Annotated in this window: 23 protein-coding genes; 9 read left to right on the top strand and 14 right to left on the bottom strand. The window is 67.0% G+C overall.

Annotated features, from left to right (window positions below; genetic code table 11):
- Window positions 1-29: 29 nt before the first annotated feature.
- The 5 genes from alkX to RMCB_RS29495 form a co-directional block, all read right to left on the bottom strand.
- Complete coding sequence (gene alkX, locus RMCB_RS29515) at window positions 30-653, bottom strand: TetR family transcriptional regulator AlkX (protein WP_029367841.1); 624 nt, start codon at window positions 651-653, stop codon at window positions 30-32.
- 74 nt (window positions 654-727) lie between these two features.
- Window positions 728-913 (bottom strand): rubredoxin, encoded by a 186-nt coding sequence (locus tag RMCB_RS29510; RefSeq protein ID WP_029367840.1) that lies wholly within the window; start codon window positions 911-913, stop codon window positions 728-730.
- Window positions 910-1,083 carry a rubredoxin gene (locus tag RMCB_RS29505; RefSeq protein WP_062831577.1) on the bottom strand — a complete coding sequence of 58 codons (174 nt, stop codon included), beginning with the start codon at window positions 1,081-1,083 and terminating at the stop codon, window positions 910-912. The genes RMCB_RS29510 and RMCB_RS29505 overlap by 4 nt, the downstream gene beginning before the upstream one ends.
- On the bottom strand, window positions 1,080-2,228 hold the full coding sequence (locus RMCB_RS29500) for an alkane 1-monooxygenase (RefSeq protein ID WP_234792292.1): 1,149 nt from the start codon (window positions 2,226-2,228) through the stop codon (window positions 1,080-1,082). Before RMCB_RS29500 ends, RMCB_RS29505 begins: the two co-directional genes overlap by 4 nt.
- Before the next feature lie 263 nt (window positions 2,229-2,491).
- Complete coding sequence (locus RMCB_RS29495) at window positions 2,492-3,964, bottom strand: amino acid permease (protein WP_062831576.1); 1,473 nt, start codon at window positions 3,962-3,964, stop codon at window positions 2,492-2,494.
- A gap of 62 nt (window positions 3,965-4,026) precedes the next feature.
- On the opposite strand from RMCB_RS29495, the gene RMCB_RS29490 reads away from it, so the two are divergent.
- A complete protein-coding gene (locus RMCB_RS29490; RefSeq protein WP_029367834.1) occupies window positions 4,027-5,469 on the top strand; it encodes an FAD-dependent oxidoreductase in 1,443 nt (480 codons plus the stop codon).
- A 16-nt stretch (window positions 5,470-5,485) separates the two neighbouring features.
- On the opposite strand, the gene manA is transcribed toward RMCB_RS29490, so the two are convergent.
- The 4 genes from manA to RMCB_RS29470 form a co-directional block, all read right to left on the bottom strand.
- Window positions 5,486-6,712, bottom strand: coding sequence for a mannose-6-phosphate isomerase, class I (gene manA, locus RMCB_RS29485; RefSeq protein WP_029367832.1), 1,227 nt, complete (start codon window positions 6,710-6,712; stop codon window positions 5,486-5,488).
- Window positions 6,713-6,716: 4 nt separating this feature from the next.
- Complete coding sequence (locus tag RMCB_RS29480; protein ID WP_029367830.1) at window positions 6,717-7,787, bottom strand: hypothetical protein; 1,071 nt, start codon at window positions 7,785-7,787, stop codon at window positions 6,717-6,719.
- Window positions 7,784-9,172, bottom strand: coding sequence for a phosphomannomutase/phosphoglucomutase (locus RMCB_RS29475; RefSeq protein ID WP_029367829.1), 1,389 nt, complete (start codon window positions 9,170-9,172; stop codon window positions 7,784-7,786). The genes RMCB_RS29480 and RMCB_RS29475 overlap by 4 nt, the downstream gene beginning before the upstream one ends.
- A 100-nt stretch (window positions 9,173-9,272) precedes the next feature.
- Window positions 9,273-9,692, bottom strand: a complete 420-nt coding sequence (locus RMCB_RS29470) for a DUF3499 domain-containing protein (protein WP_036423026.1) — start codon at window positions 9,690-9,692, stop codon at window positions 9,273-9,275.
- A gap of 89 nt (window positions 9,693-9,781) precedes the next feature.
- Here RMCB_RS29470 and RMCB_RS29465 point away from each other — a divergent pair, with 89 nt between their 5' ends.
- Window positions 9,782-10,246 carry a metallopeptidase family protein gene (locus tag RMCB_RS29465; RefSeq protein ID WP_062831575.1) on the top strand — a complete coding sequence of 155 codons (465 nt, stop codon included), beginning with the start codon at window positions 9,782-9,784 and terminating at the stop codon, window positions 10,244-10,246.
- Between the two features lie 114 nt (window positions 10,247-10,360).
- On the opposite strand, the gene RMCB_RS29460 is transcribed toward RMCB_RS29465, so the two are convergent.
- On the bottom strand, window positions 10,361-10,750 hold the full coding sequence (locus RMCB_RS29460) for a WhiB family transcriptional regulator (protein WP_062831685.1): 390 nt from the start codon (window positions 10,748-10,750) through the stop codon (window positions 10,361-10,363).
- A gap of 292 nt (window positions 10,751-11,042) precedes the next feature.
- Between RMCB_RS29460 and cofD the strand changes: the two genes are divergently transcribed.
- From cofD to RMCB_RS29445, 3 genes are read left to right on the top strand one after another with little or no spacing between them, the layout of a single operon-like run.
- Window positions 11,043-12,050: a 2-phospho-L-lactate transferase gene (cofD, locus tag RMCB_RS29455; RefSeq protein WP_062831684.1), complete on the top strand. Its 1,008-nt coding sequence runs from the start codon at window positions 11,043-11,045 to the stop codon at window positions 12,048-12,050.
- Window positions 12,047-13,390, top strand: coding sequence for a coenzyme F420-0:L-glutamate ligase (locus RMCB_RS29450; RefSeq protein ID WP_062831574.1), 1,344 nt, complete (start codon window positions 12,047-12,049; stop codon window positions 13,388-13,390). The genes cofD and RMCB_RS29450 overlap by 4 nt, the downstream gene beginning before the upstream one ends.
- Before the next feature lie 28 nt (window positions 13,391-13,418).
- Window positions 13,419-13,985 carry an NUDIX hydrolase gene (locus RMCB_RS29445; RefSeq protein ID WP_062831573.1) on the top strand — a complete coding sequence of 189 codons (567 nt, stop codon included), beginning with the start codon at window positions 13,419-13,421 and terminating at the stop codon, window positions 13,983-13,985.
- A gap of 20 nt (window positions 13,986-14,005) precedes the next feature.
- Here RMCB_RS29445 and manB read toward each other — a convergent pair whose 3' ends face one another.
- Genes manB through rfbD form a run of 3 tightly spaced genes read right to left on the bottom strand, consistent with a single transcriptional unit; the run spans window position 14,006 to window position 16,894 of the window.
- A complete protein-coding gene (gene manB / locus RMCB_RS29440) occupies window positions 14,006-15,085 on the bottom strand; it encodes a mannose-1-phosphate guanylyltransferase ManB (protein WP_029367820.1) in 1,080 nt (359 codons plus the stop codon).
- Window position 15,086: 1 nt separating this feature from the next.
- Window positions 15,087-15,983, bottom strand: a complete 897-nt coding sequence (locus RMCB_RS29435) for a glycosyltransferase family 2 protein (RefSeq protein ID WP_062831572.1) — start codon at window positions 15,981-15,983, stop codon at window positions 15,087-15,089.
- A complete protein-coding gene (gene rfbD, locus RMCB_RS29430) occupies window positions 15,980-16,894 on the bottom strand; it encodes a dTDP-4-dehydrorhamnose reductase (protein WP_062831571.1) in 915 nt (304 codons plus the stop codon). Before rfbD ends, RMCB_RS29435 begins: the two co-directional genes overlap by 4 nt.
- Window positions 16,895-16,960: 66 nt before the next feature.
- Between rfbD and RMCB_RS29425 the strand changes: the two genes are divergently transcribed.
- The 4 genes from RMCB_RS29425 to RMCB_RS29415 all read left to right on the top strand — a co-directional run bounded on the left by RMCB_RS29425 (window position 16,961) and on the right by RMCB_RS29415 (window position 21,334).
- Window positions 16,961-18,448, top strand: a complete 1,488-nt coding sequence (locus RMCB_RS29425) for an LCP family protein (protein WP_062831570.1) — start codon at window positions 16,961-16,963, stop codon at window positions 18,446-18,448.
- On the top strand, window positions 18,436-19,161 hold the full coding sequence (locus RMCB_RS29420) for a TIGR03089 family protein (RefSeq protein ID WP_062831569.1): 726 nt from the start codon (window positions 18,436-18,438) through the stop codon (window positions 19,159-19,161). Before RMCB_RS29425 ends, RMCB_RS29420 begins: the two co-directional genes overlap by 13 nt.
- A gap of 200 nt (window positions 19,162-19,361) precedes the next feature.
- Window positions 19,362-19,499 carry a hypothetical protein gene (locus RMCB_RS36150; protein ID WP_165606343.1) on the top strand — a complete coding sequence of 46 codons (138 nt, stop codon included), beginning with the start codon at window positions 19,362-19,364 and terminating at the stop codon, window positions 19,497-19,499.
- 2 nt (window positions 19,500-19,501) lie between these two features.
- Window positions 19,502-21,334 (top strand): glycoside hydrolase family 15 protein, encoded by a 1,833-nt coding sequence (locus RMCB_RS29415; RefSeq protein ID WP_062831568.1) that lies wholly within the window; start codon window positions 19,502-19,504, stop codon window positions 21,332-21,334.
- Window positions 21,335-21,432: 98 nt separating this feature from the next.
- Here the strand turns inward: RMCB_RS29415 and RMCB_RS29410 are convergent, their stop codons facing one another.
- A complete protein-coding gene (locus RMCB_RS29410; protein WP_062831683.1) occupies window positions 21,433-22,602 on the bottom strand; it encodes an acyl-CoA dehydrogenase in 1,170 nt (389 codons plus the stop codon).
- Between the last annotated feature and the right edge of the window lie 125 nt (window positions 22,603-22,727).

Below are 22,727 nucleotides of genomic sequence, written 5' to 3'. Positions count from 1 at the left end.
TCATGCGTACAGCGGCGGCGCTCTGACAGCTAAGGGGTATCTATCACACCGTAGCGCTCGGCGAATGGCGTCATGAGTCGGGCCAGGTCACCGGCCACATCATGATCGGCCTCGGGCGGCATGGACACGTAACTCATCGCCAGTCGCACGATCGCGCGCGCCAACACGCCGGCGTCCTGGTCGCTCGCCTTCATCCAGCTGTTCTGGAAGGTCCCCGTCAGCCGGTCCGAGCACCGGCTGATGATGGGCCCGCTGCCGGTGGTGATGATCTGCAGCAGGTCGGGTTTGGACGCCCCGGTGAGCAGCGAGATCACCAGCGGATCGGCGGCCGACTCGGCGAAGAACGCCCGGAACCCCTCCAGGAACGCCGCATGCACCTCGCCGACGTTGTGGTTGATGGCCTCGTCCACCGCGTCCACCAACCTGTCGGCGAGCCGCATCGCGTACCCCTCGGCCAGCCCCTGCCGCGACCCGAACTCGTTGTAGATGGTCTGACGGCTGATGCCGGCCGCGGTGGCCACGTGCGACAGCGTGATCGCCGACCAGTCCCGGGTCAGCAGCAGCTCACGCATGCCGTCGAGGATCGAGTCGCGCAGCAGCACCCGGGACGCCTCGGCGTACGGGATGCGCTGCTTGTCACTCGGTCGACTCACACGCGCGACTCTAATCGCTCGCGGCGTCGCAATCGGGCTTCCCGCACTTCCCGTCGTGCTGATCCGCGCCGCGGTCACGGTCGGGCGATCTCCACCATCTCGAAGTCGGACTTGGCCGCACCGCAGTCCGGGCAGCTCCAGTCGTCGGGGATGTCGTCCCAGCGGGTGCCCGGGGCGATGCCGTCCTCGGGCCAGCCCTTCTCCTCGTCGTACTCGAATCCGCACTGCACGCAGACGAACAGCTTGTACGGCTCGCTCATTGTGTGACTCCTGTCGCTTCGAAATCGATCTTCTCCCGCACGGCACAGTCCGGGCAGCACCAGTCGTCGGGCACCTGGTCCCACGGTGTGCCTGCCGGAAACCCTTCGCGCGGCGCGCCCTTGGCCTCGTCGTAGACGTATCCGCAGCCGGGGCATTCGTAGGCGCTCACTGTGCTACTCCGTACCGTGCGAGCACCTTCTCCCGCAGCCGCGGCTGGATGTTCACCCGCGTGATGTCGCCGTCGTAGTGCTCCAGCACGCGGTGATCCATCAACCTGCGCCACAGCGGCGGCAGGTAGGTCAGCCCGATCAGGGTCGCGTAGCCACTGGGCAGATTCGGCGCGCCATCGATGCTGCGCAGGGTCTGGTACCGCCGCGTCGGGTTGGCGTGGTGATCGCTGTGCCGCTGCAGGTGGTACAGGAACAGGTTGGTCACGATGTGGTCGGAGTTCCAGCTGTGCACCGGCGCGCAGCGCTCGTAACGCCCGCTGGGCGTCTTCTGTCGCAGCAGACCGTAGTGCTCCAGGTAGTTCACCGACTCCAGCAGGCTGAACCCGTAGATGGCCTGGATGACGACGAACGGGATGAGCGCCGGACCGAACACCGCGATCAGGATTCCGAAGAACACCACCGACATGGCCCACGCGTTGAGCACGTCGTTGGACCAGTGCCACGGCGACTTGTCGAGCCGGCGCAGCCGCTGGGCCTCCAGCTCCCACGACGAGCGCAGGCTGCCGAACACGCTGCGCGGCAAGAACTCCCAGAACGTCTCCCCGAACCGGGCCGACGCCGGATCCTCGGGAGTGGCGACCCGCACGTGGTGACCGCGGTTGTGCTCGATGTAGAAGTGGCCGTAGAACGTCTGCGCCAGCGTGATCTTCGACAGCCAGCGCTCCAGCGAGTCGCGCTTGTGCCCCATCTCGTGTGCGGTGTTGATGCCCACCCCTCCGAGCACCCCGACCGACAACGCCACGCCGATCTTGCCCAGCCAACCCAGGCCACCTTCGAATCCGAGCCAGCTCAGGTTCGACGCGGTGAACAGATATGCACCCAGGATCACGCTCGCGTACTGGAACGGGATGTAGACGTAGGTGCAATACCGGTAGTACTTGTCGTTCTCCAGCCGCTCCATCACCTCGTCGGGCGGGTTCTGACCGTCGGGACCGAACCGCAGATCCAGCACAGGCAACAGCACGTACAGCAGGATGGGGCCGATCCACAGTGGCACCTGCGCCGCCGTGTGCCACCCCGCCTGGTTGAGCGCCCACACGATGGGCAGCATCACGAACAGTGCGGTCGGGGCGATCAGGCCCATGAGCCACAGGTACCGCTTCTTGTCTCGCCATTGCACGTCCGCGACGTCCGCGCCGCTGGAAAGGGCTGAGCTGTCTATCGCCACGTCATACCTCCTTGTGTGAGAGCGATCACTGCAATGACTTGACTATAGATGGCCATATGTCGTCTGTCTAGACATTTTATGCGCGTTTGTAAACCACGACTATCGTTGGGCACGCAAAAGAAAAGCGATATCGCAGGCGATATCGCTTTTCACGTGGATGCCGGGCGCCCGGCGACGGACTATCCCGCGGCGGCGGACTCCCGCTGACCCAGCACCGAATGCCTGCGGCCGTACAGCGCGTACACCACGAGCCCGATGGCCATCCAGATCAGGAACCGGATCCAGGTGAGCCCGGTCAGGTTGAGCATCAGCCATCCGCACGCCGCGATCGCGGCGATGGGCAGCAGCGGCACCAACGGCGTCCGGAATCCGCGCGGCAGGTCCGGACGGGTCCGCCGCAGCACGATGACCCCGGCCGAGACCAGTACGAAGGCGAACAGCGTGCCGATGTTCACCATCTCCTCGAGCTTGCCCATCGGGAAGACCGATGCGGCGATGGCGACCAGCACGCCGACGATCACCGTGATGCGCACCGGCGTGCCCTGCGGGCTGGTCCTGGCCAACCGGCGCGGCATGAGTCCGTCCCGCGACATCGCGAACAGCACCCGGGTCTGCCCGAGCATCAGCACGATCACCACCGTGGTGAGGCCGGCCAGCGCCCCGATCGAGATGACCTTGGCGGCCCAGTGCACGCCGTTGGCCGCGAACGCCGTCGCGAGGTTGGCCGAGTGGCCGTCCGAGCCGCGCAGCTCCCGGTAGGACACCATGCCCGAGAGCACGATGGCCACAGCCACATAGAGCACCGTCACGATGGCCAGCGAGCCGAGGATGCCCCGCGGCACGTCGCGCTGCGGGTTCTTGGTCTCCTCCGCGGTGGTCGCGACGATGTCGAAGCCGATGAACGCGAAGAACACGATGGAGGCGCCCGCCAGCACGCCGTACCAGCCGAAGTGACTGCCCGTGGCGCCGCTGATCAACGAGAACAGCGACTGGTCGGCACCGCTTCCGCCGGTACCGGCCTCGGCGGGCGGGATGAACGGCGAGTAATTCTGCGGCTTGATGTAGAACGCGCCGACGACGACCACCAGCAACACCACCGAGACCTTGATGACGGTGATCACCAGGCTCACTTCCGCCGACAGTTTGGTGCCGCGCGCCAGCAGCAGCGTCACCACCGCGACGATCAGCAGCGCACCCCAGTCCACTTCGAACCCGCCGATGCTGAGCGTGCCGCCGCCGAATCCGAACACTGTTCCGAGGTAACTGGACCACCCTTTGGCTACCACGGCCGCCGCCACCGCGAACTCCAGGATCAGATCCCAGCCGATCACCCAGGCAATGAATTCACCGAAGGTGGCATAGGAAAACGTATACGCGCTGCCGGCGACCGGGAGGGTCGAGGCGAACTCGGCATAGCACAACGCAGCCAATCCGCATGCGATTGCGGCGATGACGAAAGAAATCGAAATCGCGGGACCGGTGAGGCTTCCCGCGGTCGACGCGGTGATGGTGAAGATGCCGGCCCCGATCACCACCGAGACGCCGAATACGGTCAGATCCCACCAGGTCAGGTCTTTACGTAACCGCGTCGACGGCTCGTCGGTGTCAGCAATCGACTGTTCGACGGACTTGGTCCGCCACCGTGAGCTCATAATTGACGCCACCTCTCATACTTGACCCGATCCGGGGATTGAATCCATTACTGTCGACACCGATGCGTCGTAATCTTCAGTCCCGTTCCCGCCATGCAGTTGTCATCGGTGGCAGCATTGCAGGCCTGTGCGCTGCCCGGGTGCTATCCGATCACTTTGATCACGTCACGATTTACGAACGTGACGAACTGCCCGACGAACCGGTCAATCGCAGTGCCATACCGCAGGGTCAGCACGTCCATCTCCTGATGGCCCGCGGCGCGCAGGAACTGGAGTCGGTTTTTCCCGGGCTGCTCGCCGACATGGCCGCCGCAGGCGTGCCGGTGGTGCGCAACCAGCCCGAGTCGATCCACTTCTCCGCGGCGGGTTATGTGCTGGGCACCGGCAGGCAGGATCTGGAAGGCAAGTTCACCGCGTATCTGCCGAGCCGTGGGCACCTCGAATGGCAGATCCGCAAGCGCGTGCTCGCCATCCCATCGGTCGACGTGCAACGGCGAGTGGTCTCCAATCCGCAGTTCGACGCCGCGGCCGGGGCCGTCACGGGCGTCGTGCTCGATGACGGCCAGACCGTCGCGGCCGACCTGGTGGTCGACGCCTCCGGCCGCGGTAGCCGCCTGCCGCTCTGGTTCGAACAGTGGGGGTACGGCAAGCCGAGGGAGGACGCCGTCCAGGTCGGGGTCACCTACGCATCGCAGCGGGTCCACATCCCCGAGGGCTTGATCACCGAGAAGATGGTGGTAGTCGGCGCCGCGCTCGACCGGCCGCGGGGCATCGGCATGTTGTTCCACGAGGACGGCATCTGGATCGTGACGGCGTTCGGTGTCGGCAAGGCCGAGCCGCCGCGGGACTTCGCCGGCATCTGCACGCTGGCCGATACCGTGCTGCCGTCACACATCAGTGCCGCACTGCGTGAAGGTGAACCGGTGGGCGAGATGAACTTCCACCGCTACCCCACCGCCAAGTGGCGACGCTACGACAAACTGCCCGAGTTGCCGGGCGGGATCATCCCCTTCGGCGACGCGGTCGCCAGCCTCAACCCGACGTTCGGGCAGGGCGTGACGATGTCGGCGCTGCAGGCAAGCAATCTGCGTGCCGTCCTCGACGGCGGAACGCAGGATCTGGCAGGTCGGCTGGCCCGGGCAACCGCGAAAACCACGTTCCCCGTGTGGCTGATGAACGCGGTCGCCGATCTCGAGGAGCATGGCGCGCAAGGTTCGCGTCCATGGTGGTACGGACCGGTGTTCGGCTTGTTCAAACAGTTCGTCGGCGCCGCGGAGACCGACCCGGTGCTCGCCGAGTGGTTCTTGCGGCGCACGAGCCTGCTCGACAGCCTGTGGTTGCTGCCAACCCCACGACTTGTCGGGCGCGCCATTCGCAACAACCTGCGGCTGATGCGGGCCGAGCGGCACCAGGCGCGCACCGGCGGCGCCCCTGCCGCCGTGGACACGGCAGTGGGACCGGCCGTCGAACGCACCGAGCCCACGCTCAGCGCTTCGACCGAGTGACGAGCCGGTCGGGTGGCTACAGCCCGACCGTGACCCGGAACAGGTGGGTCGGCTGCTGGGCGGTCAGCCGGATCGGCCCGTCGTCGGCAGGTACCCAGGCCGCAGATCCGCGTTCCAGCGTCAACGTGCCACTCTTGGCGTGCAGCACCGCGGCACCCTCGGTGCACAGCAGCACCTGCGGGCCATCGTGCCGGCACGGCGCGTCGATCTCGTGGCCGAGCTGATCCCCGTCGACTTCCAGAACCGAGACGGCGAACTCCGAAGCCGGCGTCTGGTAGATCCGTTCGCGTCCGTCCTTGATGATCTTGGGACGCAACTCCTCCTGCGGGGTCGGTGTGAAATTCAGCACCCGCAGCAATTCGGGAACGTCGACGTGTTTGGGGGTGAGGCCGCCACGCAACACGTTGTCGGAGTTGGCCATCACCTCGACCCCGATGCCGTGTAGGTAGGCATGCAGACTGCCTGCGGCGATGTACATGCCCTCGCCCGCCTGCAAGCTGATCCGGTTGAGCAGCAACGCCGCCAGCACGCCCGCATCGCCCGGGTAGCGTTCACCGAGCTCCAGCACCGTCTTGGCTTCGGCGGCGAAAGTCTTTTGCCCCGAACGGATGTAGTTGATCGCGCCGTCCAACACCGCGGGCACCAGGACGTCGAGGTCGGGTTGCGGAGCGGTGATCCAGGTGGTGAACAAGGCCCGCAGTCCGTCGGCGTCGGACTGGTCGGACAGCAGGTTGATGTACGGGTCGAGGTCGGAGACCGCCAATGCCCGCATCAGTTCGACTGTCTGCGCCACCGGGCGGAATCCTGCCAGCGCGTCGAATTGTTCGAGCGCGACGAGCAATTCGGGTTTGTGGCTGCGGTCGCGGTAATTGCGGGTCGGCGCCGAGATGGGTATCTCGAGGCGGTTCTCGCGGTCGTAGCCCTCGCGGGCCTGCTGGGCGCTCGGATGTGCTTGCAGGGACAGTGGTTCCCCGGCGGCCAACACCTTGACCAGGAAGGGCAGCGTATCGCCGAAGCGTCCGATAGTCGTCGCGCCGAGCTGACCCTCCGGATCCTCGGCGACGGCTTGGAGCAACGACTCCTCACCGTGTTCGGTCTGCAGCCACGCAGGGTCGCCCGGATGCGCGCCGAACCACAGTTCGGCCTCCGGATGAGTTGTGGGGCTTGGCCTTCCGGTGAAATCGGCAATGGCGGTCCGCGAACCCCAGGCATAGGTCCGCACCGCTCCCCGTAGCAGATGCACTCGCTTAACCTCGAACCAGTTTCAGATAGACGGCCGTCATCTCCAACCGCACGGCGAGGATCGCCAATTGTTGTTCCGCCCGCCCGACCGGGATGGCCGGGCCCGCGTCGGGTACGTCTTCGGCACCGATCGCCGTGATGTCGTCGAACCCGGCGATACGCGCGGACACCGCGGGCCGTTCGGTGTCCGTGGTGAGAACAAATGTCCGTAGCCGGCGGGGCAGCGGTCCGTCGATCTGCTCATCGTGGAACAGGGACCGCTCGGGCTCCCTGCGGTCGGCCGCGCGGTTGGCAACGGCGGCCAGCACATCACCCAGGCCCGCCGCGGCCGTCGCCTCCCCGGCCAGTCGCAACATGACATCCGCACCGTGGCGGGCCAGCGCCAGCGTGGCCGCAGTGTCTCCTGCCAGCACCACGTCGGCGCCGGACATCCGCTCGGCGAGCGTCTTGGCAGGGTTGGTGAACAGCTCCCGCGCCGTACCGTTGCGCAAAGCCTCGGCGTCCAACTCGTCGGCCAACGCCGAGAGATCCACTCGCGTACCGGGATCCACCACATGCAGAGCCGCCAGCCCGGCGGCCAGATAGCGGGTGAGCCCGAAGTCGTCGGGCACCCACAGGCGCGCGGGCAGCGCCACGGCGCGACCTGCAGTCACGTCGCGCAGCGGACCCTCCTGCGGTGCCACCACCAGAACCCTCGCACCGCGGCGAACCGCGGTGGCCGCGGCATTCACCAGCGCCGGGTCCCCCGGATCGTCGCCCGCCACGATCACCACGTCCAGGGCGCCGATCCACGGCGGTGCCTCCGCCGCGATGACGATCGGGGCGGCCACGGATCCACCGAGCGCAGCGGCCAGCATGGTGCCGGCACTGTGCGCGACCCCGCGACCGGCCACCCACACCACGGTGCGCGGCGGTAGGTCTGACCTCAGCGGCTCCAGCACGCCTTCGGCCAGCGCCGCGGCGGTGGCACGCACCTGCGCACCGGCCATCGCCGCGGCCCGCAGCAGACCGTTGCGGTCGGCGGCGAGCAGACCGTCGCCGTCGTCGAGGTCCACCGTCGAATCGACGGCGTTCACCTCGCCGCCTCACTCACCGTGCTGATCCGGTCGGCCACGGTCTTCACGATCGCGTCGACGTCCTCTCTGGTGCGGGCCTCCACGTTGAGTCGCAGCAGCGGTTCGGTGTTGGACGTGCGCAGGTTGAACCAGCTGCCCTCGCCGAGGTCCACGGTGACGCCGTCGAGGTGGTCGATGCTCTGGATACCTGAGCCATAGCTCTCCAGCACCGCATCGACGCATTTGGCGGCATCACTGACGGTGAAGTTGATCTCACCGGAGGACTCGTAGCGTTGGTAGTCGGCCATCAGCTCCGAAAGCGGGCGGTCCTGCTCGCCGAGCGCGGCCAGCACGTGCATGGCCGCGAGCATGCCGGAATCGGCGCCCCAGAAGTCACGGAAGTAGTAGTGCGCCGAATGCTCGCCGCCGAAGATCGCGCCCGTGTCGGCCATCAGTGCCTTGATGTAGGAATGTCCGACCCGCGACCGCACGGGTGTGCCGCCGCGTTCGACGACCAATTCCGGAACGGCCCGCGAGGTGATCAGGTTGTGGATGATGGTCGCGCCGATCTCGCGGCCGAGCTCGCGCCCCGCCACCAGTGCGGTCACCGCCGACGGCGAGACCGGACGGCCGAGTTCGTCGACGACGAAACACCGGTCGGCGTCGCCGTCGAAGGCCAGGCCGATGTCGGCGCCGGTCGCCAGGACGTGGGCCTGCAGATCGACCAGGTTCGCCGGGTCCAGCGGATTGGCCTCGTGGTTCGGGAAGGTGCCGTCGAGCTCGAAGAAGAGCGGCAGCACGGTGGCCCCGGCGATCGGGCCGAGTACCGCAGGCGTGGTGTGCCCGGCCATGCCGTTGCCCGCGTCGACCGCGATGCGCAGCGGCCGCATCCCGCTCAGGTCCACCAGCGACCGCAGGAACTCGCCGTACTCGGCGAGCACGTCGCGGTCGGTGATGGTTCCCGCCGCGCCGTCGAACGCGGGCACCCCGGCGATCACCTCATCAGAGATGGTTGCGAGCCCGGTGTCCTTGCCGACGGGCTTGGCCCCGGCGCGGCACAGTTTGATGCCGTTGTATGCGGCCGGATTATGGCTTGCGGTGAACATCGCTCCCGGGCAGTCCAGCAGACCGGAGGCGAAGTAGAGCTGATCGGTGGAGGCCAGCCCGATCCGGACGACGTCGAGGCCCTGGGCCAGCACCCCTTCGGCAAACGCCGCGACCAGCTCGGGCGAGCTCGCGCGCATATCGTGTCCGACGACGACCTGGGACGCGCCCTCAGCGCGAACCAGCCGGGCGAACGCCCCACCCACCTCGGCAACGAGGTGCTCGTCGAGCTCCGAGCCGACCAAACCACGTACGTCATACGCCTTGATGACACGCTGAACAGCAGCAGCTGGCCGAGACATTAGGAACTCCTTGCAAACGGGATCGTTGGCGCCAGCCTAACCGCCGAAAGACGACCACACGGGCACTAGCTTGAGCCCACCACGCTGCCTTAACAGTTGTCTAATCGTCGAGGTCAGGCAACACCCTCAGATGACCCCGGCGTCTCCCGTTCTGTTCGGGCCGACGCACCGCCGGTGCCATCACGGCACCGCCGGTGACACCGGTGGCGGGATCGGAGAAACCTGCCGTCACTCCACCGCTCATCACGGCGCCGTCGTGCCCCTCACGCACCGCGTCCGCGAGCGCCACCAGATCGTCTTCATCCGGGTGCGTCGGCAACGGCCCCGCGTGGCGTACCAGCTCCCAGCCGCGCGGTGCGGTGATCCGGCTGGCATGCCCGACGCACAGGTCCCAGGAATGCGGTTCGGAAACGGTGGCGAGCGGTCCGACGACGGCTGTCGAGTCGGAGTAGACGAAGGTCAGCGTCGCCACGGCATAGTGCGGGCACCCGGGCCGGCAGCAGCGACGGGGAACATTCACGCACCAGAGATTATCTTGCACGGTCGCTGGACGGGTTCGGACACGCGCAGCCGCCGAGCGGCCGATCTCGAACCGTTACGATCTCCTGCGTGGCTCAGCGGAACCTTTGGCGATCGCGTCGCGGTCGCGATGTCCGCGGGCCGCTGCTTCCCCGCTCGGTTCCCGGCTGGCGCAGCCGCGCCGAACGCTTCGACATGGCAGTGCTGGAGGCCTACGAGCCGATCGAGCGGCGGTGGGCTTCTCGGGTCAGTGTGCTTGACATCGCTGTCGATGAGATCCCGCGCATGTCACCTCGGGATCCGGAGACGGTGCAGTGGCCGCCGGAAGTCATCGCGGATGGTCCGATTGCGTTGGCCCGGTTGATACCGGCGGGGGTAGATGTCCGGGGAAATACCACCCGGGCCCGAATTGTGTTGTTTCGCAAGCCGATCGAGCGCCGGGCCAAGAGTGCCGACGACCTCGCGGAGCTGTTGCATGAAATTCTGGTGGCTCAGGTGGCCACCTATCTGGGGGTAGAACCGTCGGTCATCGATCCTTCGATCGACGACGACTGAGTGCCGCTGGTGCGATGACAACCCGCACCGGACACTCGCGCGAAGCGCCTCAGAACGCCATGAGCGCTTCGCAAAGCGGCTCAGAGTGCTTTCTGAAGCGCTTCGCGCAGAGCTTCAGATAATGCCGCGCTTGAGCCGACGACGCTCGCGCTCCGACAGCCCGCCCCAGATCCCGAAGCGTTCGTCATGCGCCAGCGCATAATCGAGGCACGCATCCTTGACTTCGCAGCCCTGGCAGATGCGTTTGGCCTCACGGGTAGACCCGCCCTTTTCCGGGAAGAATGCCTCAGGATCAGTCTGCGCGCACAATGCACGTTCCTGCCATTGGTCATCTTCAGTTGCCGGATCAACATCAATTTGATCGGGAACCAAACTCAGTTGAGGACGTCCGGTTGCCCCCATCGGTGTCGGCCCGGTGTTGATGTGCGGTGCGTTGTCTACCGAGCCGAGTAGCCGGCTGTCAAACCGGACAACACGATCGAAATCGCCGCTCTCATAAGACATATCCCCCGCCTCCTCACTCGGTCTCGTAGATCCACAGTGGAGCCCCACTATTGTGATATAGGCCATTTCATTCGAACATTTGATCGAATCTCGGGTTGCAACACCGGAATCAGTCGCTAACCGGGAAATGACACTGCTGTGATTACACACGTGTTAGCTGCCAGGGTCAAGCGGATCGGCGGGAATTCATACCATCCCGTGATATCAATTCGGCGCGTCGCAACATCGGCGTGTCCTGGTCGTGACGCCGTCGTTTCCATGCGAGACCCCTCTGCGCCTAATGTCGAGCGTTGTGAAGATCACCGTTTTGGTCGGCGGCGTCGGCGGCGCTCGGTTTTTGCTGGGCGTCCAGAATCTGTTGCGACTCGGCGCCTTTGCCGACGACTCTGGCAACCAGACACAGGAGCATGAACTCACCGCGATCGTCAATGTCGGTGACGACGCGTGGATGTACGGCGTGCGGATCTGCCCCGACCTCGACACGTGTATGTACACACTCGGAGGCGGTATCGACCCCGAGCGGGGCTGGGGGCATCGTAACGAAACCTGGCACGCCAAGGAGGAACTCGCCGCTTATGGCGTACAGCCCGATTGGTTCGGCCTGGGCGACCGCGACCTCGCCACCCACTTGGTGCGCAGCCAGATGCTCCGCGCCGGCTACCCGTTGTCGCAGGTCACAGAGGCGCTCTGCAAGCGTTGGGCACCCGGTGCGCGGCTGCTGCCCGCCAGCGACGACCGCTGCGAGACACACGTGGTGATCACCGACCCCGGCCCCGGCGAGCACGAGGGCGAGCGGCGGGCGATCCACTTCCAGGAGTGGTGGGTGCGCTACCGCGCTCAGGTGCCCTCGCACAGCTTCGCGTACGTCGGCGCCGAACAAGCTACCGCGGCACCGGGTGTCGCCGAGGCCATCGCCGAGGCCGACGCGGTGTTGCTGGCACCGTCGAACCCCGTCGTGAGCATCGGATCGATCCTGCAGATCGGCGGCATCCGCGGCGCACTTCGCTCCACGGCGGCGCCGGTCATCGGCTACTCTCCGATCGTGGCGGGAAAACCGTTGCGTGGCATGGCAGATGAATGCCTGTCGATCATCGGTGTCGAGTCCACCTCTGAAGCCGTCGGTCGGCATTTCGGGGCGCGGTCGGCGACCGGTCTGCTGGACGGCTGGCTGGTGGACGCCGGCGATCACGCCGATATCGAGGGCGTGGCCGTACGCGCAGTACCGCTATTGATGACCGATCCCGCGACCACCGCCGAAATGGTGCGCGCCGGGCTTGATCTCGCGGGGGTTCGACTGTGAGCACCGAGCACGGTTCGGCCGACCGGGTCGAGATCCTGCCGGTGCCCGGCCTGCCCGAGTTCCGGCCCGGCGACGACCTGGCGGGTGCGATCGCCGCCGCGGCGCCGTGGCTGCGCGACGGCGACGTGCTGGTGGTCACCAGCAAGGTGGTCTCCAAGTGCGAGGGCCGCATCGTCGACGCACCTGCCGATCCCGAGGAGCGGGATACGCTGCGGCGCAAGTTGATCGACAGCGAAGCGGTCCGGGTGCTGGCCCGCAAGGGACGGACGCTGATCACCGAGAACGCCATCGGGCTGATCCAGGCGGCTGCCGGGGTCGACGGTTCCAATGTCGGATCCACCGAACTGGCCCTGCTCCCCGTCGACCCGGACGGCAGCGCCGCGGTACTGCGCGACGCGCTGCGTGACCGACTCGGCGTCACGGTGGCCGTGGTGATCACCGACACCATGGGCCGCGCCTGGCGCAACGGCCAGACCGATTTCGCCATCGGCGCATCGGGTTTGAGCGTGCTGCACGGCTACGCCGGGGCCATGGACCGGCACGGCAACGAGCTCGTCGTCACCGAGGTCGCCGTGGCCGACGAAATCGCGGCCGCCGCCGATCTGGTGAAGGGCAAGCTGACCGCGATCCCCGTGGCGGTGGTTCGCGGACTTGACCTCGCCGACGACGGCTCCACCGCGCGCACCCTGCTGCGCTCCGGCGAGGACGATCTGTTCTGGCTGGGCACTGCCGAGTCAATTGACCTGGGACGCAAGCAGGCTCAACTCTTGCGCCGATCGGTCCGCCGATTTTCGGCCGAACCCGTGCCCGGCGAACTCATCGAGGCCGCCGTCGGAGAGGCACTGACCGCGCCGGCACCGCACCACACTCGTCCGGTCCGGTTCGTCTGGGTCCGCGACCGGGACACGCGCGTGCGCCTGCTCGATCGCATGAAAGACCGGTGGCGCGCCGACCTGACCGGCGACGGCAGGTCCGCCGAATCCGTCGAACGCCGCGTGGCCCGCGGCGACATCCTCTACGCCGCACCGGAACTGGTCATCCCCTTCATGGTTCCCGACGGCGCCCACAGCTACCCCGACGCCGCCCGCACCGCGGCCGAGCACACCATGTTCACCGTGGCGGTCGGCGCTGCCGTACAGGCGTTGCTCGTCGGGCTTGCCGTGCGCGATGTGGGCAGCTGCTGGATCGGTTCCACGATCTTCGCCGCCGATCTGGTACGTACCGAACTGGACCTGCCTGCCGACTGGGAACCGTTGGGCGCCATCGCCATCGGCTATCCCGAGCAACCACAGCCGCCACGTGAGCCGGTGGCAACCGACGATCTGCTCGTTCTGCGATGAGCGCGTGCGCGAAGAGAGACGGCTTGAGATGAGTCTGCACTCGTCTGCTGTGGAGATTCTCACAGATTGGCAGACAACCGATCCCACTCAGGACACGCTGCGGCACGCGGTGCTGGCGTTTTTGGCGGCCCGGCCCGATGCCTGTCAACGGGCTTGTGTCCCAGGCCATATCACCGCATCGGCCCTGGTGCTCGATCACACCGGCACCCAGACTCTGCTCACCCTGCATCCGCGCTTCGGCCGGTGGCTGCAACTCGGCGGGCACTGCGAGGACACCGACCCCGACATCCGCTCGGCCGCATTGCGCGAGGCCACCGAGGAATCGGGTATCGCCGGGCTCGCCATCGATCCGGAACTGGCCGCGCTGCATGTACATCCGGTGACGTGCTCACTGGGCGTCCCGACCCGGCACCTGGACCTGCAGTTCGTGGTACGGGCCCCCGCCGACGCCGAGATCGCCTGCAGCGACGAGTCTCTGGATCTGCGGTGGTGGCCGTTGGACGGGTTGCCCGCAGGCACCGACTTCGGCTTGCGTCACCTCGCCGAAACGACGAGTTCTGTCGCAGTGTCCGCCGATTCGCGCCAAAAAGCGTAGCCTCGGCGAGGCCAGGGGCCTCAGACGTCGGTCGAGAAGCGCAGGCCGCCGTCGGGAATCGACACCCCGGGCCACACCCGGGCGCCGCGCAGCAGTTCGCAACGGGCACCGATGTCGGCCCCGTCGCCGATGACGCCGTCGCGGATCAGGGCCCGCGGCCCGATGCGGGCCCCGAAGCCGATGATCGAGCGTTCGATCACCGCACCTGCCTCGACCCGCACACCATCGAAGATCACTGCGCCGTCGAGGCGGGCGCCCGCACCGATCTCGGCTCCGCGGCCCACCACGGTGCCGCCGATCAGCAGCGCGCCCGGCGCCACCCCGGCACCGTCGTGCACCAGGGACTCGCCGCGCTGGCCGTGCAGCGCCGGCGACGGGGCGATCCCCCGAACCAGGTCAGCCGAACCGCGGACGAAATCTTCGGGCGTGCCCATGTCCCGCCAGTACGACGCGTCGACGTATCCGCACACGCGATGCCCGTCGGCAAGCAGACCGGGGAACACCTCCCGTTCCACCGAAAGGGCCCGGCCCTTCGGGATGCGGTCGATCACGTCCCGCTTGAACACGTAGCAGCCGGCGTTGATCTGATCGGTCGGCGGATCCTGCGTCTTCTCCAGGAACGCGGTCACGACCCCGTCGGGGTCGGTGGGCACACAGCCGAAGGCACGGGGATCCCCGACGCGAACCAGATGCAACGTCACATCGGCCTGGTGGTTGTCGTGCGACTCCAACAGCGCGCCCAGGTCGGCGCCCGAGAGCACGTCACCGTTGAACACCAGCGCGGTGTCGTGGCGCAGGTGCCCGGCGACGTTGGCGATGGCGCCGCCGGTGCCCAGCGCATCGGTCTCGGTGACGTAGTCGATCTGCAGCCCCAGCTTGGATCCGTCACCGAACTCGGACTCGAACACCTCGGCCTTGTACGAGGTGCCCATCACCACGTGGGTGACCCCGGCCGCGGCGATGCGCGAGAGCAGGTGCGTCAGAAAGGGCAGTCCCGCGGTGGGCAGCATGGGTTTCGGCGCCGAGAGCGTCAGCGGACGCAGCCGGGTACCTTGCCCGCCGACCAGGATGACGGCATCGACCTCCGCAGGATTGGTCACCTCAACGCCGCCCTTTCGCCTGTTTACGCCGAGAACTGCCGACCACCAGGCCCGCACGCACCGCGAGCGCGCCCCGGATCGTCCACCGTAACGGAGCCTGCCAGGTTGCTGGGTACCGATCGGCCAGAAAAGTGTAGGTACTGCGGTGATGGGCGGCCAAATTGCGGGCGGGGTCACGCCCGGTCGAATGGCCCTTGTAGTGCAAAACCTCGGCAGCAGGCACGTATATGTTCTGCCAACCCATCCGGCCGAGCCGATCTCCCAGGTCGACGTCCTCCATATACATGAAGTAGCGCTCGTCGAAGCCGTTGATCTGATCGAAAGCAGCGTGGCGCAGCAACAGGCACGAGCCCGACAACCATCCGACCGGGCGTTCGCTGGGCTGCTCGTGATCCTGCCGGTAGGTCGCCGTCCACGGGTTGGATTTCCAGAACGGTCCGACGACGGCGTGCATGCCACCGCGGACCAGGCTGGGCTGCTGACGCGCCGACGGATACACCGAACCGTCGGGATCGCGGATCAGCGGGCCGAGCGCGCCTGCCTTGGGCCAGCGCGCCGCGGCATCCAGCAGCACGTCGATCGAACCGGGACCCCACTGCACATCCGGGTTGGCCACCACGAAGAACTCGGGATCGAAGTCGTCGTTGTGGTAGGCCGCCACACCGCGGTTGACCGCGCTGCCATAGCCGAGGTTGGCGCCGATCCGCAGCAGCCGCACGTTCGGATACCGCTGTTCGGCCTCTTCCGGTGCGCCGTCGACGGACCCGTTGTCGGCCATCACGACCGTGACGGGACGGTCCGTGGCCAGCGAGAGCGACGCCAAGAATCGCTCCAGGTGCGGCCCCGGCGAGTACGTCACCGTCACCACGACAAGTGGGCGCAGGGCTTCCTGTGTCACGGCGTAGAGGGTAGCTGCCCGGCGACGCCGTTCCTGTCGGCCGTGGTTTTCCCCTCGTGGGTGCCGACCGCCGCCAGCAGCGCATCGCGCCAGTCCCGCAGCCCGGTCAGCCCGGCCGCCACCGACCGCTGCTGGGAGAGCGCCGTGTAGTTGGGACGGGTGGCCGGGCGCGGATGCCGGTCACTGCCGACGGGCCGCACCCGCTCGGGATCGGCACCCACCGCGGCGAACGTGGCCTGCGCGAGCTCGAAACGGCTGGCCACCCCGGAGTTGACGGCGTGCAGCACGGGTGCATCGACCCCGCCGCCTGCGAGCTGCAGCAACGCCGCCGCCAGGTCGTCCACATAGGTCGGCGAGCCGATCTGGTCGTCCACGACATCGATCACCTTGTCGCCCGCGGCCAGCCGCCGCATGGTGGCAACGAAGTCGGTGCCCTCGCCGCCCTTGTACACCCAGGCGGTGCGGACCACGTGGGCATCCGGTTTGGCCGCGAGCACGGCCTGCTCACCTGCCAGTTTGGTGCGACCGTAGGCGTTGATGGGGCCGGTTTCGTCGTCGACCTCGTACGGGCGCCGATCCCCCTCGAACACCCCGTTGAACACGTAGTCGGTCGAGACATGGACCAGGTCGGCGCCGGTTTGCGCGCACACCTGGGCGATGTTGCCCGCGCCGACCGCGTTGACCTCGTAGGCCCGGGCCTCGTCGGTTTCGGCGGCATCGACCTGGGTGTATGCCGCGCAGTTGATCACCACGTCGCCCGCCGCGACGTGCCGACGCACCGATTCACGGTCGGTGATGTCACATTCCGACGACGTCAAGGCCAGCACCTCGTGACCGGCGCGACGCGCCTGATCAGTCAAAACACGGCCAAGCATGCCACCGGCCCCGGTGACGACAATGCGCTGCGACATACGCCGAGTCTGGCACGCCGGTCGGCGTTACCCGGCTCACGCGTACCCCGCAAGTAGCCTGGGCAGGTGCCTAACCGCCTCATCCGCGCGCTCGCTGTGACGACAGCGTCCGCCGTGGTCCTCGGGACGGGAGTGGCCTGGAGCCAGATCCGTTCGTTCGAATCGGGCATCAACCACATCAGTTCCGCCGCGCTCGGCGGGGGTGGCGACGACGGTGCGATCGACATCCTGCTGGTCGGGATGGACAGCCGCACCGATGCGCACGGCAACCCGCTGTCCGAACAGGAACTGCAGACGTTGCGCGCGGGCGACGACGTGTCGACCAACACCGACACGATCATCCTGGTACGCATCCCGAACAACGGGAAGTCCGCCACCGCGATCTCCATCCCGCGCGACTCCTACGTCGAGGCGCCGGGCTGGGGAAAGATGAAGATCAACGGCGTGTTCGGCGACGTCAAGCTGGACAAGATGAAACAGCTCGTCGAGGTCCAGGGTGAGGATCCCGCCGTCGCCGAGCCGCAGGCCGTCGAGGCCGGACGCGAAGAGCTGATCAAGACGGTCGCCAACCTGACCGGTGTCACGGTCGATCACTACGCCGAAATCGGGCTGCTGGGCTTCGCATTGATCACCGACGCGCTCGGCGGCGTCAACGTGTGCCTGAAAAATGCCGTCGACGAACCACTTTCGGGTGCGGATTTCCCGGCCGGCTGGCAGAAGCTCAATGGCCCGCAGGCGTTGAGCTTCGTGCGGCAGCGCCACGACCTTCCGCGCGGCGATCTGGACCGCGTCACCCGGCAGCAGGCGGTGATGGCCGCACTGGCCCACGATGTGATCTCGGGCAAGACGCTGTCGAGCCCCTCGACCCTGAGCAAGCTGCAGGAGGCCGTGCAACGCTCGGTGGTGATGTCCAGTGGTTGGAACATCATGGATTTCATCGACCAGCTGCAGAAGCTTGCGGCAGGCAATGTGGCGTTCGCGACCATCCCCGTCCTGCAAGAGGACGGCTGGAGCGACGACGGCATGCAGAGCGTGGTTCGCGTCGACCCGGCCCAGGTGCACGAGTGGGTGTCGAGCCTGCTGCAGGACCAGAGTGAGGGCAAGACCGAACAGGTCGCGTATTCGCCGGACAAGACCACCGTGCAGGTGGTCAATGCGAGCGACATCAACGGGCTGGCCGCGGCCGTGTCACATGTGCTGACCACCAAGGGCTTCACACCGGGCGATACCGGCAATCACCAGGGCGGTGCGGTTTCCGGTAGTCAGGTGCAGGCCGCCAAGACCGACGACCTTGGCGCCCAAGCGGTTTCGAAGGATCTCGGCGGACTTCCGGTCACCGAGGACGCCTCGGTCCCGCCGGGCACGGTGCGCGTGGTGCTGACCGCGGACTACACGGGCCCAGGCTCCGGTCTCGACGGTCGCGATGCCACTCTCGACGCCGAATCGGCCACCACTGGTTCGGCTTCCACCGCTAGCACCGATACCGGTGACGCGCCGCCGCCGCCTTCGCCCATCCTGACCGCAGGTTCCGATGATCCGGCGTGTGTGAATTGAGCACCCTCAGCGCGGCCGTCCTCGATCCCCTGCTGGCGTCCGATCCCGCGGGCCCCCGGATCACGTACTACGACGATGCCACCGGTGAGCGCATCGAATTGTCCGCGGTGACACTGGCCAACTGGGCGGCCAAGACCGCCAACCTGTTACGCGATGAGCTGGGCGCGGGCCCGGGAACCCGGGTCGCGGTGCTGTTGCCCGCGCACTGGCAGACCGCCGCGGTGCTGTTCGGTGCCTGGTGGATCGGCAGTGAAGTGGTATTGAACGGTGGTTCCGACGATTCCGCCGACATCGCCCTGTGCACCCGCGACCGGCTCGACGAAGCCGACGACACCGTGAGCGGCGGTGAGGTCGCGGTGCTCTCGCTGGACCCGTTCGGCAAGCCCGCCGCGGATCTGCCGATCGGCGTGACCGACTACGCGACCGCGGTGCGGGTACACGGCGATCAGATCGTGCCCGAGCGTCACCCCGGTCCGGCGCTGGCGGGCAGGTCGGTCGCCGACGTTCTCGACGCCGCCCGAAATGCCGCGGCTGCACAGGGTTTCACCAGTCGGGATCGCGTGCTCGACACCGCGGCCTGGGACACCGCCGACGATCTCATCGAGCACCTGTTGTCGGTGTTCGTGGCGGGTGCGTCGCTGGTGCAGGTCGCCAATCCCGATCCGGCGGCGCTGGAGCGTCGCCGTGCCATGGAGAAGGTCACCCGGGGCTGACGGGTCTCACACGCCCACTACGCCGTCCGGTGTTTGATTTTGCCGTGTTACGGCAACTATTCACTCAGCACTTCGCGCCCTCGACGTGACCGTGAAGGGAGTGACGGCCGATATGCGTGCCCTGACCGTTGCGCCGAAACAGCCTGGTTCCCTTGAGCCTGACCGGAGTGTCACCGTCCTGACGGATCGACGCGGGTGACGTGAGCCGCGGGATCGTGTTGGAAGCCGACGCCGACGGGCTCGCCCGCCGGGTGCCCCTGGAGCGCCCCGACCCGGTGCCGTGCGGCGCACGACCCACCGACGTCACGGTCGTCATCGAACTGGATTCCGGCAGCTGACGATGGCCCGTATCGAGGACTACGCCCTGCTGGGCGATCTGCAGACCGCCGCCCTGGTGAGCCGGTATGGCTCGATCGACTGGTTGTGTCTGCCCCGCTTCGATTCACCGGCGTGCTTCGCCGCACTGCTGGCCGATGGTGGCGACGACGGGAATTCCGGCGACAAGCACGCGGGCAGTTGGGAATTGGCGCCCGCGGCGGGCGGGGCCGCCACTTCCCGGCAGTACCTCGACGACTCCCTGGTGCTCGAGAGCGTGTGGGAGACCGACGACGGCACAGTACGGATCATCGACTTCATGCCGCCGCGTGGGATCGCCGCCGACGTGGTGCGCATCGTCGAAGGTGTGCGCGGCCGGGTACCGATGCGGATGAACCTTCGGCTGCGCTTCGACTACGGACGCATCGTGCCGTGGGTACGCCGCCGCGGCGAGGATCTGACTGCCGTCGCCGGACCCGACGCGGTGTGGCTGCGCACCCCGATACCCACCCGCGGACACGACATGTCCACTGTCGCGGAGTTCGATGTGACTGCGGGCCAACGCATCCCATTTGTTCTCACCTACCAGTTGTCGCACCTGCCCCGGCCGGAGCCGGTCGACGCCGAGGATGCCCTTAACGAGACCGGGAAGTACTGGACGCAGTGGGTGCAGCGGTGCACCTACGACGGGCGCTGGAAGTCCGAGGTGAAGCGTTCACTGCTGCTGCTCAAGGCGCTGACCTACGCGCCCACCGGAGGGATCCTCGCGGCGGCCACCACATCGCTGCCCGAACAGCTTGGCGGATCCCGCAACTGGGATTACCGCTACTGCTGGCTGCGCGATGCGACGTTCACGCTGCAGGCGTTGCTGGGCACCGGCTTCGTCGAGGAGGCGCAGGCGTGGCGCGAGTGGCTCGTGCGGGCAGTGGCAGGCGACCCTGCCGACCTGCAGGTCATGTACGGCCTCGACGGCAGGCGCCGGCTGTCCGAGCACGAGCTGGATTGGCTTGGCGGCTACGAAAATTCGCGACCGGTACGGGTGGGCAATGCCGCCGCTGAGCAGTTCCAGCTCGATGTGTGGGGCGAGATCCTCGACGGTCTGCATCTGGCGCGGGAAGCCGGCATGAAGGTGGACGAGACCGCGTGGGATGTGCAATGCGCGCTGCTCGACTACCTGGAAGGCCACTGGCGCGACGCCGACAGCTCACTGTGGGAGATGCGGGGCCCGCGGCGGCAGTTCGTCCATTCGAAGGTGATGGCCTGGGCCGGTGTCGACCGCGCGGTGCGCACGGTCGTCAACCATCATCTCGACGGCCCCGTCGACCGCTGGCGCGCGCTGCGCGATGAGATCCACTGCGACGTGTGCGCCAATGGCTATGACGCAGAACGCAATACCTTCACACAGTCCTACGGCGAGCCGGACTTGGACGCCGCACTGTTGCTGATCGGCCGCGTCGGGTTTCTGCCGTGGGACGACCCGCGAGTCGTCGGCACGGTGGAGGCCGTGCGGAAGGAGTTGTGTCACGACGGATTCGTGCTGCGTTACCGCCAGGGCCAAAGCGCTGACGGGCTGCCCGGTAGCGAAGGCGTGTTCCTGGCATGTAGCTTCTGGCTCGCCGATGCGTTGGCAGGCATCGGGCGCACCGACGAGGCCACCGAGCTGTTCGAGCGCCTGCTGACATTGCGCAACGACGTCGGGCTGCTCAGCGAGGAATACGACACCGTCGCCCAGCGTCAAATCGGCAATACGCCACAGGCTTTCAGCCTGGTCGGGCTCATCAACACCGCTCGCCACCTCAGTGGCCACCGCACCATCACGTCGGCCCGCGGCCACGAACAGCACCTCGGCCCGCACTGATCGCTCGCCTTCTCTGCCGAGCAGACGCAAAAGTTCGCAACACGCGGCGTGTCGCGAACTTTCACGTCTGCTCGCGGGAAGAAGGCTCCCCCGAACGCTTACTTGAGCAGGGCGCGGCTCATGACCACGCGCTGGACCTGGTTGGTGCCTTCGTAGATCTGGGTGATCTTGGCGTCACGCATCATTCGCTCGACCGGGAAATCCACCGTGTAGCCAGCGCCGCCGAACAGCTGCACGGCATCGGTGGTCACCTCCATGGCCACGTCGGAGGCGAAACACTTCGACGCCGCCGAGATGAAGCCCAGGTTGGTCTCCCCGCGCTCGGCGCGTGCGGCTGCGTGATAGACCATCAACCGGGCGGCCTCCAGCTTCATCGCCATGTCGGCCAACATGAACTGCACGGCCTGAAAGTCGCTGATCGACTGCCCGAACTGCTTGCGGTCCTTGGTGTATGCGATCGCCGCATCCAGCGCACCCTGCGCGATGCCCACCGCTTGGGCGCCGATGGTCGGGCGGGTGTGGTCCAGCGTCGCCAACGCGGTCTTGAACCCGGTACCCGGCTCTCCGATGATGCGATCACCCGGAATCCGGCAGTTCTCGAAATACAGCTCGGTGGTCGGCGATCCCTTGATGCCGAGTTTGCGTTCCTTCGGGCCCACGCTGAAGCCCTCATCGTCCTTGTGCACGATGAACGCCGAAATGCCGTTGGCGCCCTTGTCCGGATCGGTCACGGCCATCACGGTGTACCAGGTCGACTTGCCGCCATTGGTGATCCAGCACTTGGTGCCGTTGAGAACCCAGTCATCACCGTCGGCCTTGGCGCGGGTACGCATCGACGCCGCATCACTGCCGGCCTCGCGCTCCGACAAGGCATACGACGCCATCGCCGACCCGTCGGCCAGCGACGGCAGCACCTGCTTCTTGAGGTCCTCGCTGCCGCGCAGGATCAGCCCCATCGTGCCCAGCTTGTTGACCGCCGGGATCAGCGACGCCGAACAATCCACCCGGGCGACTTCCTCGATGACGATGCATGCCGCCACCGAATCGGCACCCTGACCGCCGTATTCCTCGGGCACGTGCACCGCGTTGAACCCCGAGGCGTTCAGCGCGTCCAGCGCCTCCTGCGGGAACCGCGCGTTCTCGTCGACATCGGCAGCGTGGGGCGCGATTTCCTTCTCGGCCAGCGCCCTGATCGCCGCGCGAAGTTCCTGATGCTCCTCCGGCAGCTGAAACAGATCAAATGACGGGTTACCGCCCCATGCAGCCATGATCTTCTCCTTCGTTTTCAGCTCGTGGCTCGCTTTGATTCCATCGTTGCCCGGACTGCTCATCGAGTACATCGCCCTGCTACGTTTGGTACTCAGTACCATAGCATCGGAACTCAGTACCTGAA

The organism is Mycolicibacterium brisbanense (genome assembly GCF_001570425.1).
GTDB lineage: Bacteria > Actinomycetota > Actinomycetes > Mycobacteriales > Mycobacteriaceae > Mycobacterium > Mycobacterium brisbanense.
The sequence above is the reverse complement of the archived record's forward strand: the minus strand, read 5'-3'. Positions and strand labels throughout refer to the sequence as shown.

Coding starts and splice junctions, on each gene's coding strand:
- RMCB_RS29510 (WP_029367840.1), bottom strand. CDS start 913: ATGAGCGAGCCGTACAAGCTGTTCGTCTGCGTGCAGTGCGGATTCGAG.
- RMCB_RS29500 (WP_234792292.1), bottom strand. CDS start 2,228: ATGGGCCTGATCGCCCCGACCGCACTGTTCGTGATGCTGCCCATCGTG.
- RMCB_RS29495 (WP_062831576.1), bottom strand. CDS start 3,964: ATGAGCTCACGGTGGCGGACCAAGTCCGTCGAACAGTCGATTGCTGAC.
- RMCB_RS29490 (WP_029367834.1), top strand. CDS start 4,027: ATGCGTCGTAATCTTCAGTCCCGTTCCCGCCATGCAGTTGTCATCGGT.
- RMCB_RS29475 (WP_029367829.1), bottom strand. CDS start 9,172: ATGTCTCGGCCAGCTGCTGCTGTTCAGCGTGTCATCAAGGCGTATGAC.
- RMCB_RS29460 (WP_062831685.1), bottom strand. CDS start 10,750: ATGTCTTATGAGAGCGGCGATTTCGATCGTGTTGTCCGGTTTGACAGC.
- RMCB_RS29445 (WP_062831573.1), top strand. CDS start 13,419: ATGAGTCTGCACTCGTCTGCTGTGGAGATTCTCACAGATTGGCAGACA.
- rfbD (WP_062831571.1), bottom strand. CDS start 16,894: ATGTCGCAGCGCATTGTCGTCACCGGGGCCGGTGGCATGCTTGGCCGT.
- RMCB_RS29415 (WP_062831568.1), top strand. CDS start 19,502: ATGGCCCGTATCGAGGACTACGCCCTGCTGGGCGATCTGCAGACCGCC.
- RMCB_RS29410 (WP_062831683.1), bottom strand. CDS start 22,602: ATGGCTGCATGGGGCGGTAACCCGTCATTTGATCTGTTTCAGCTGCCG.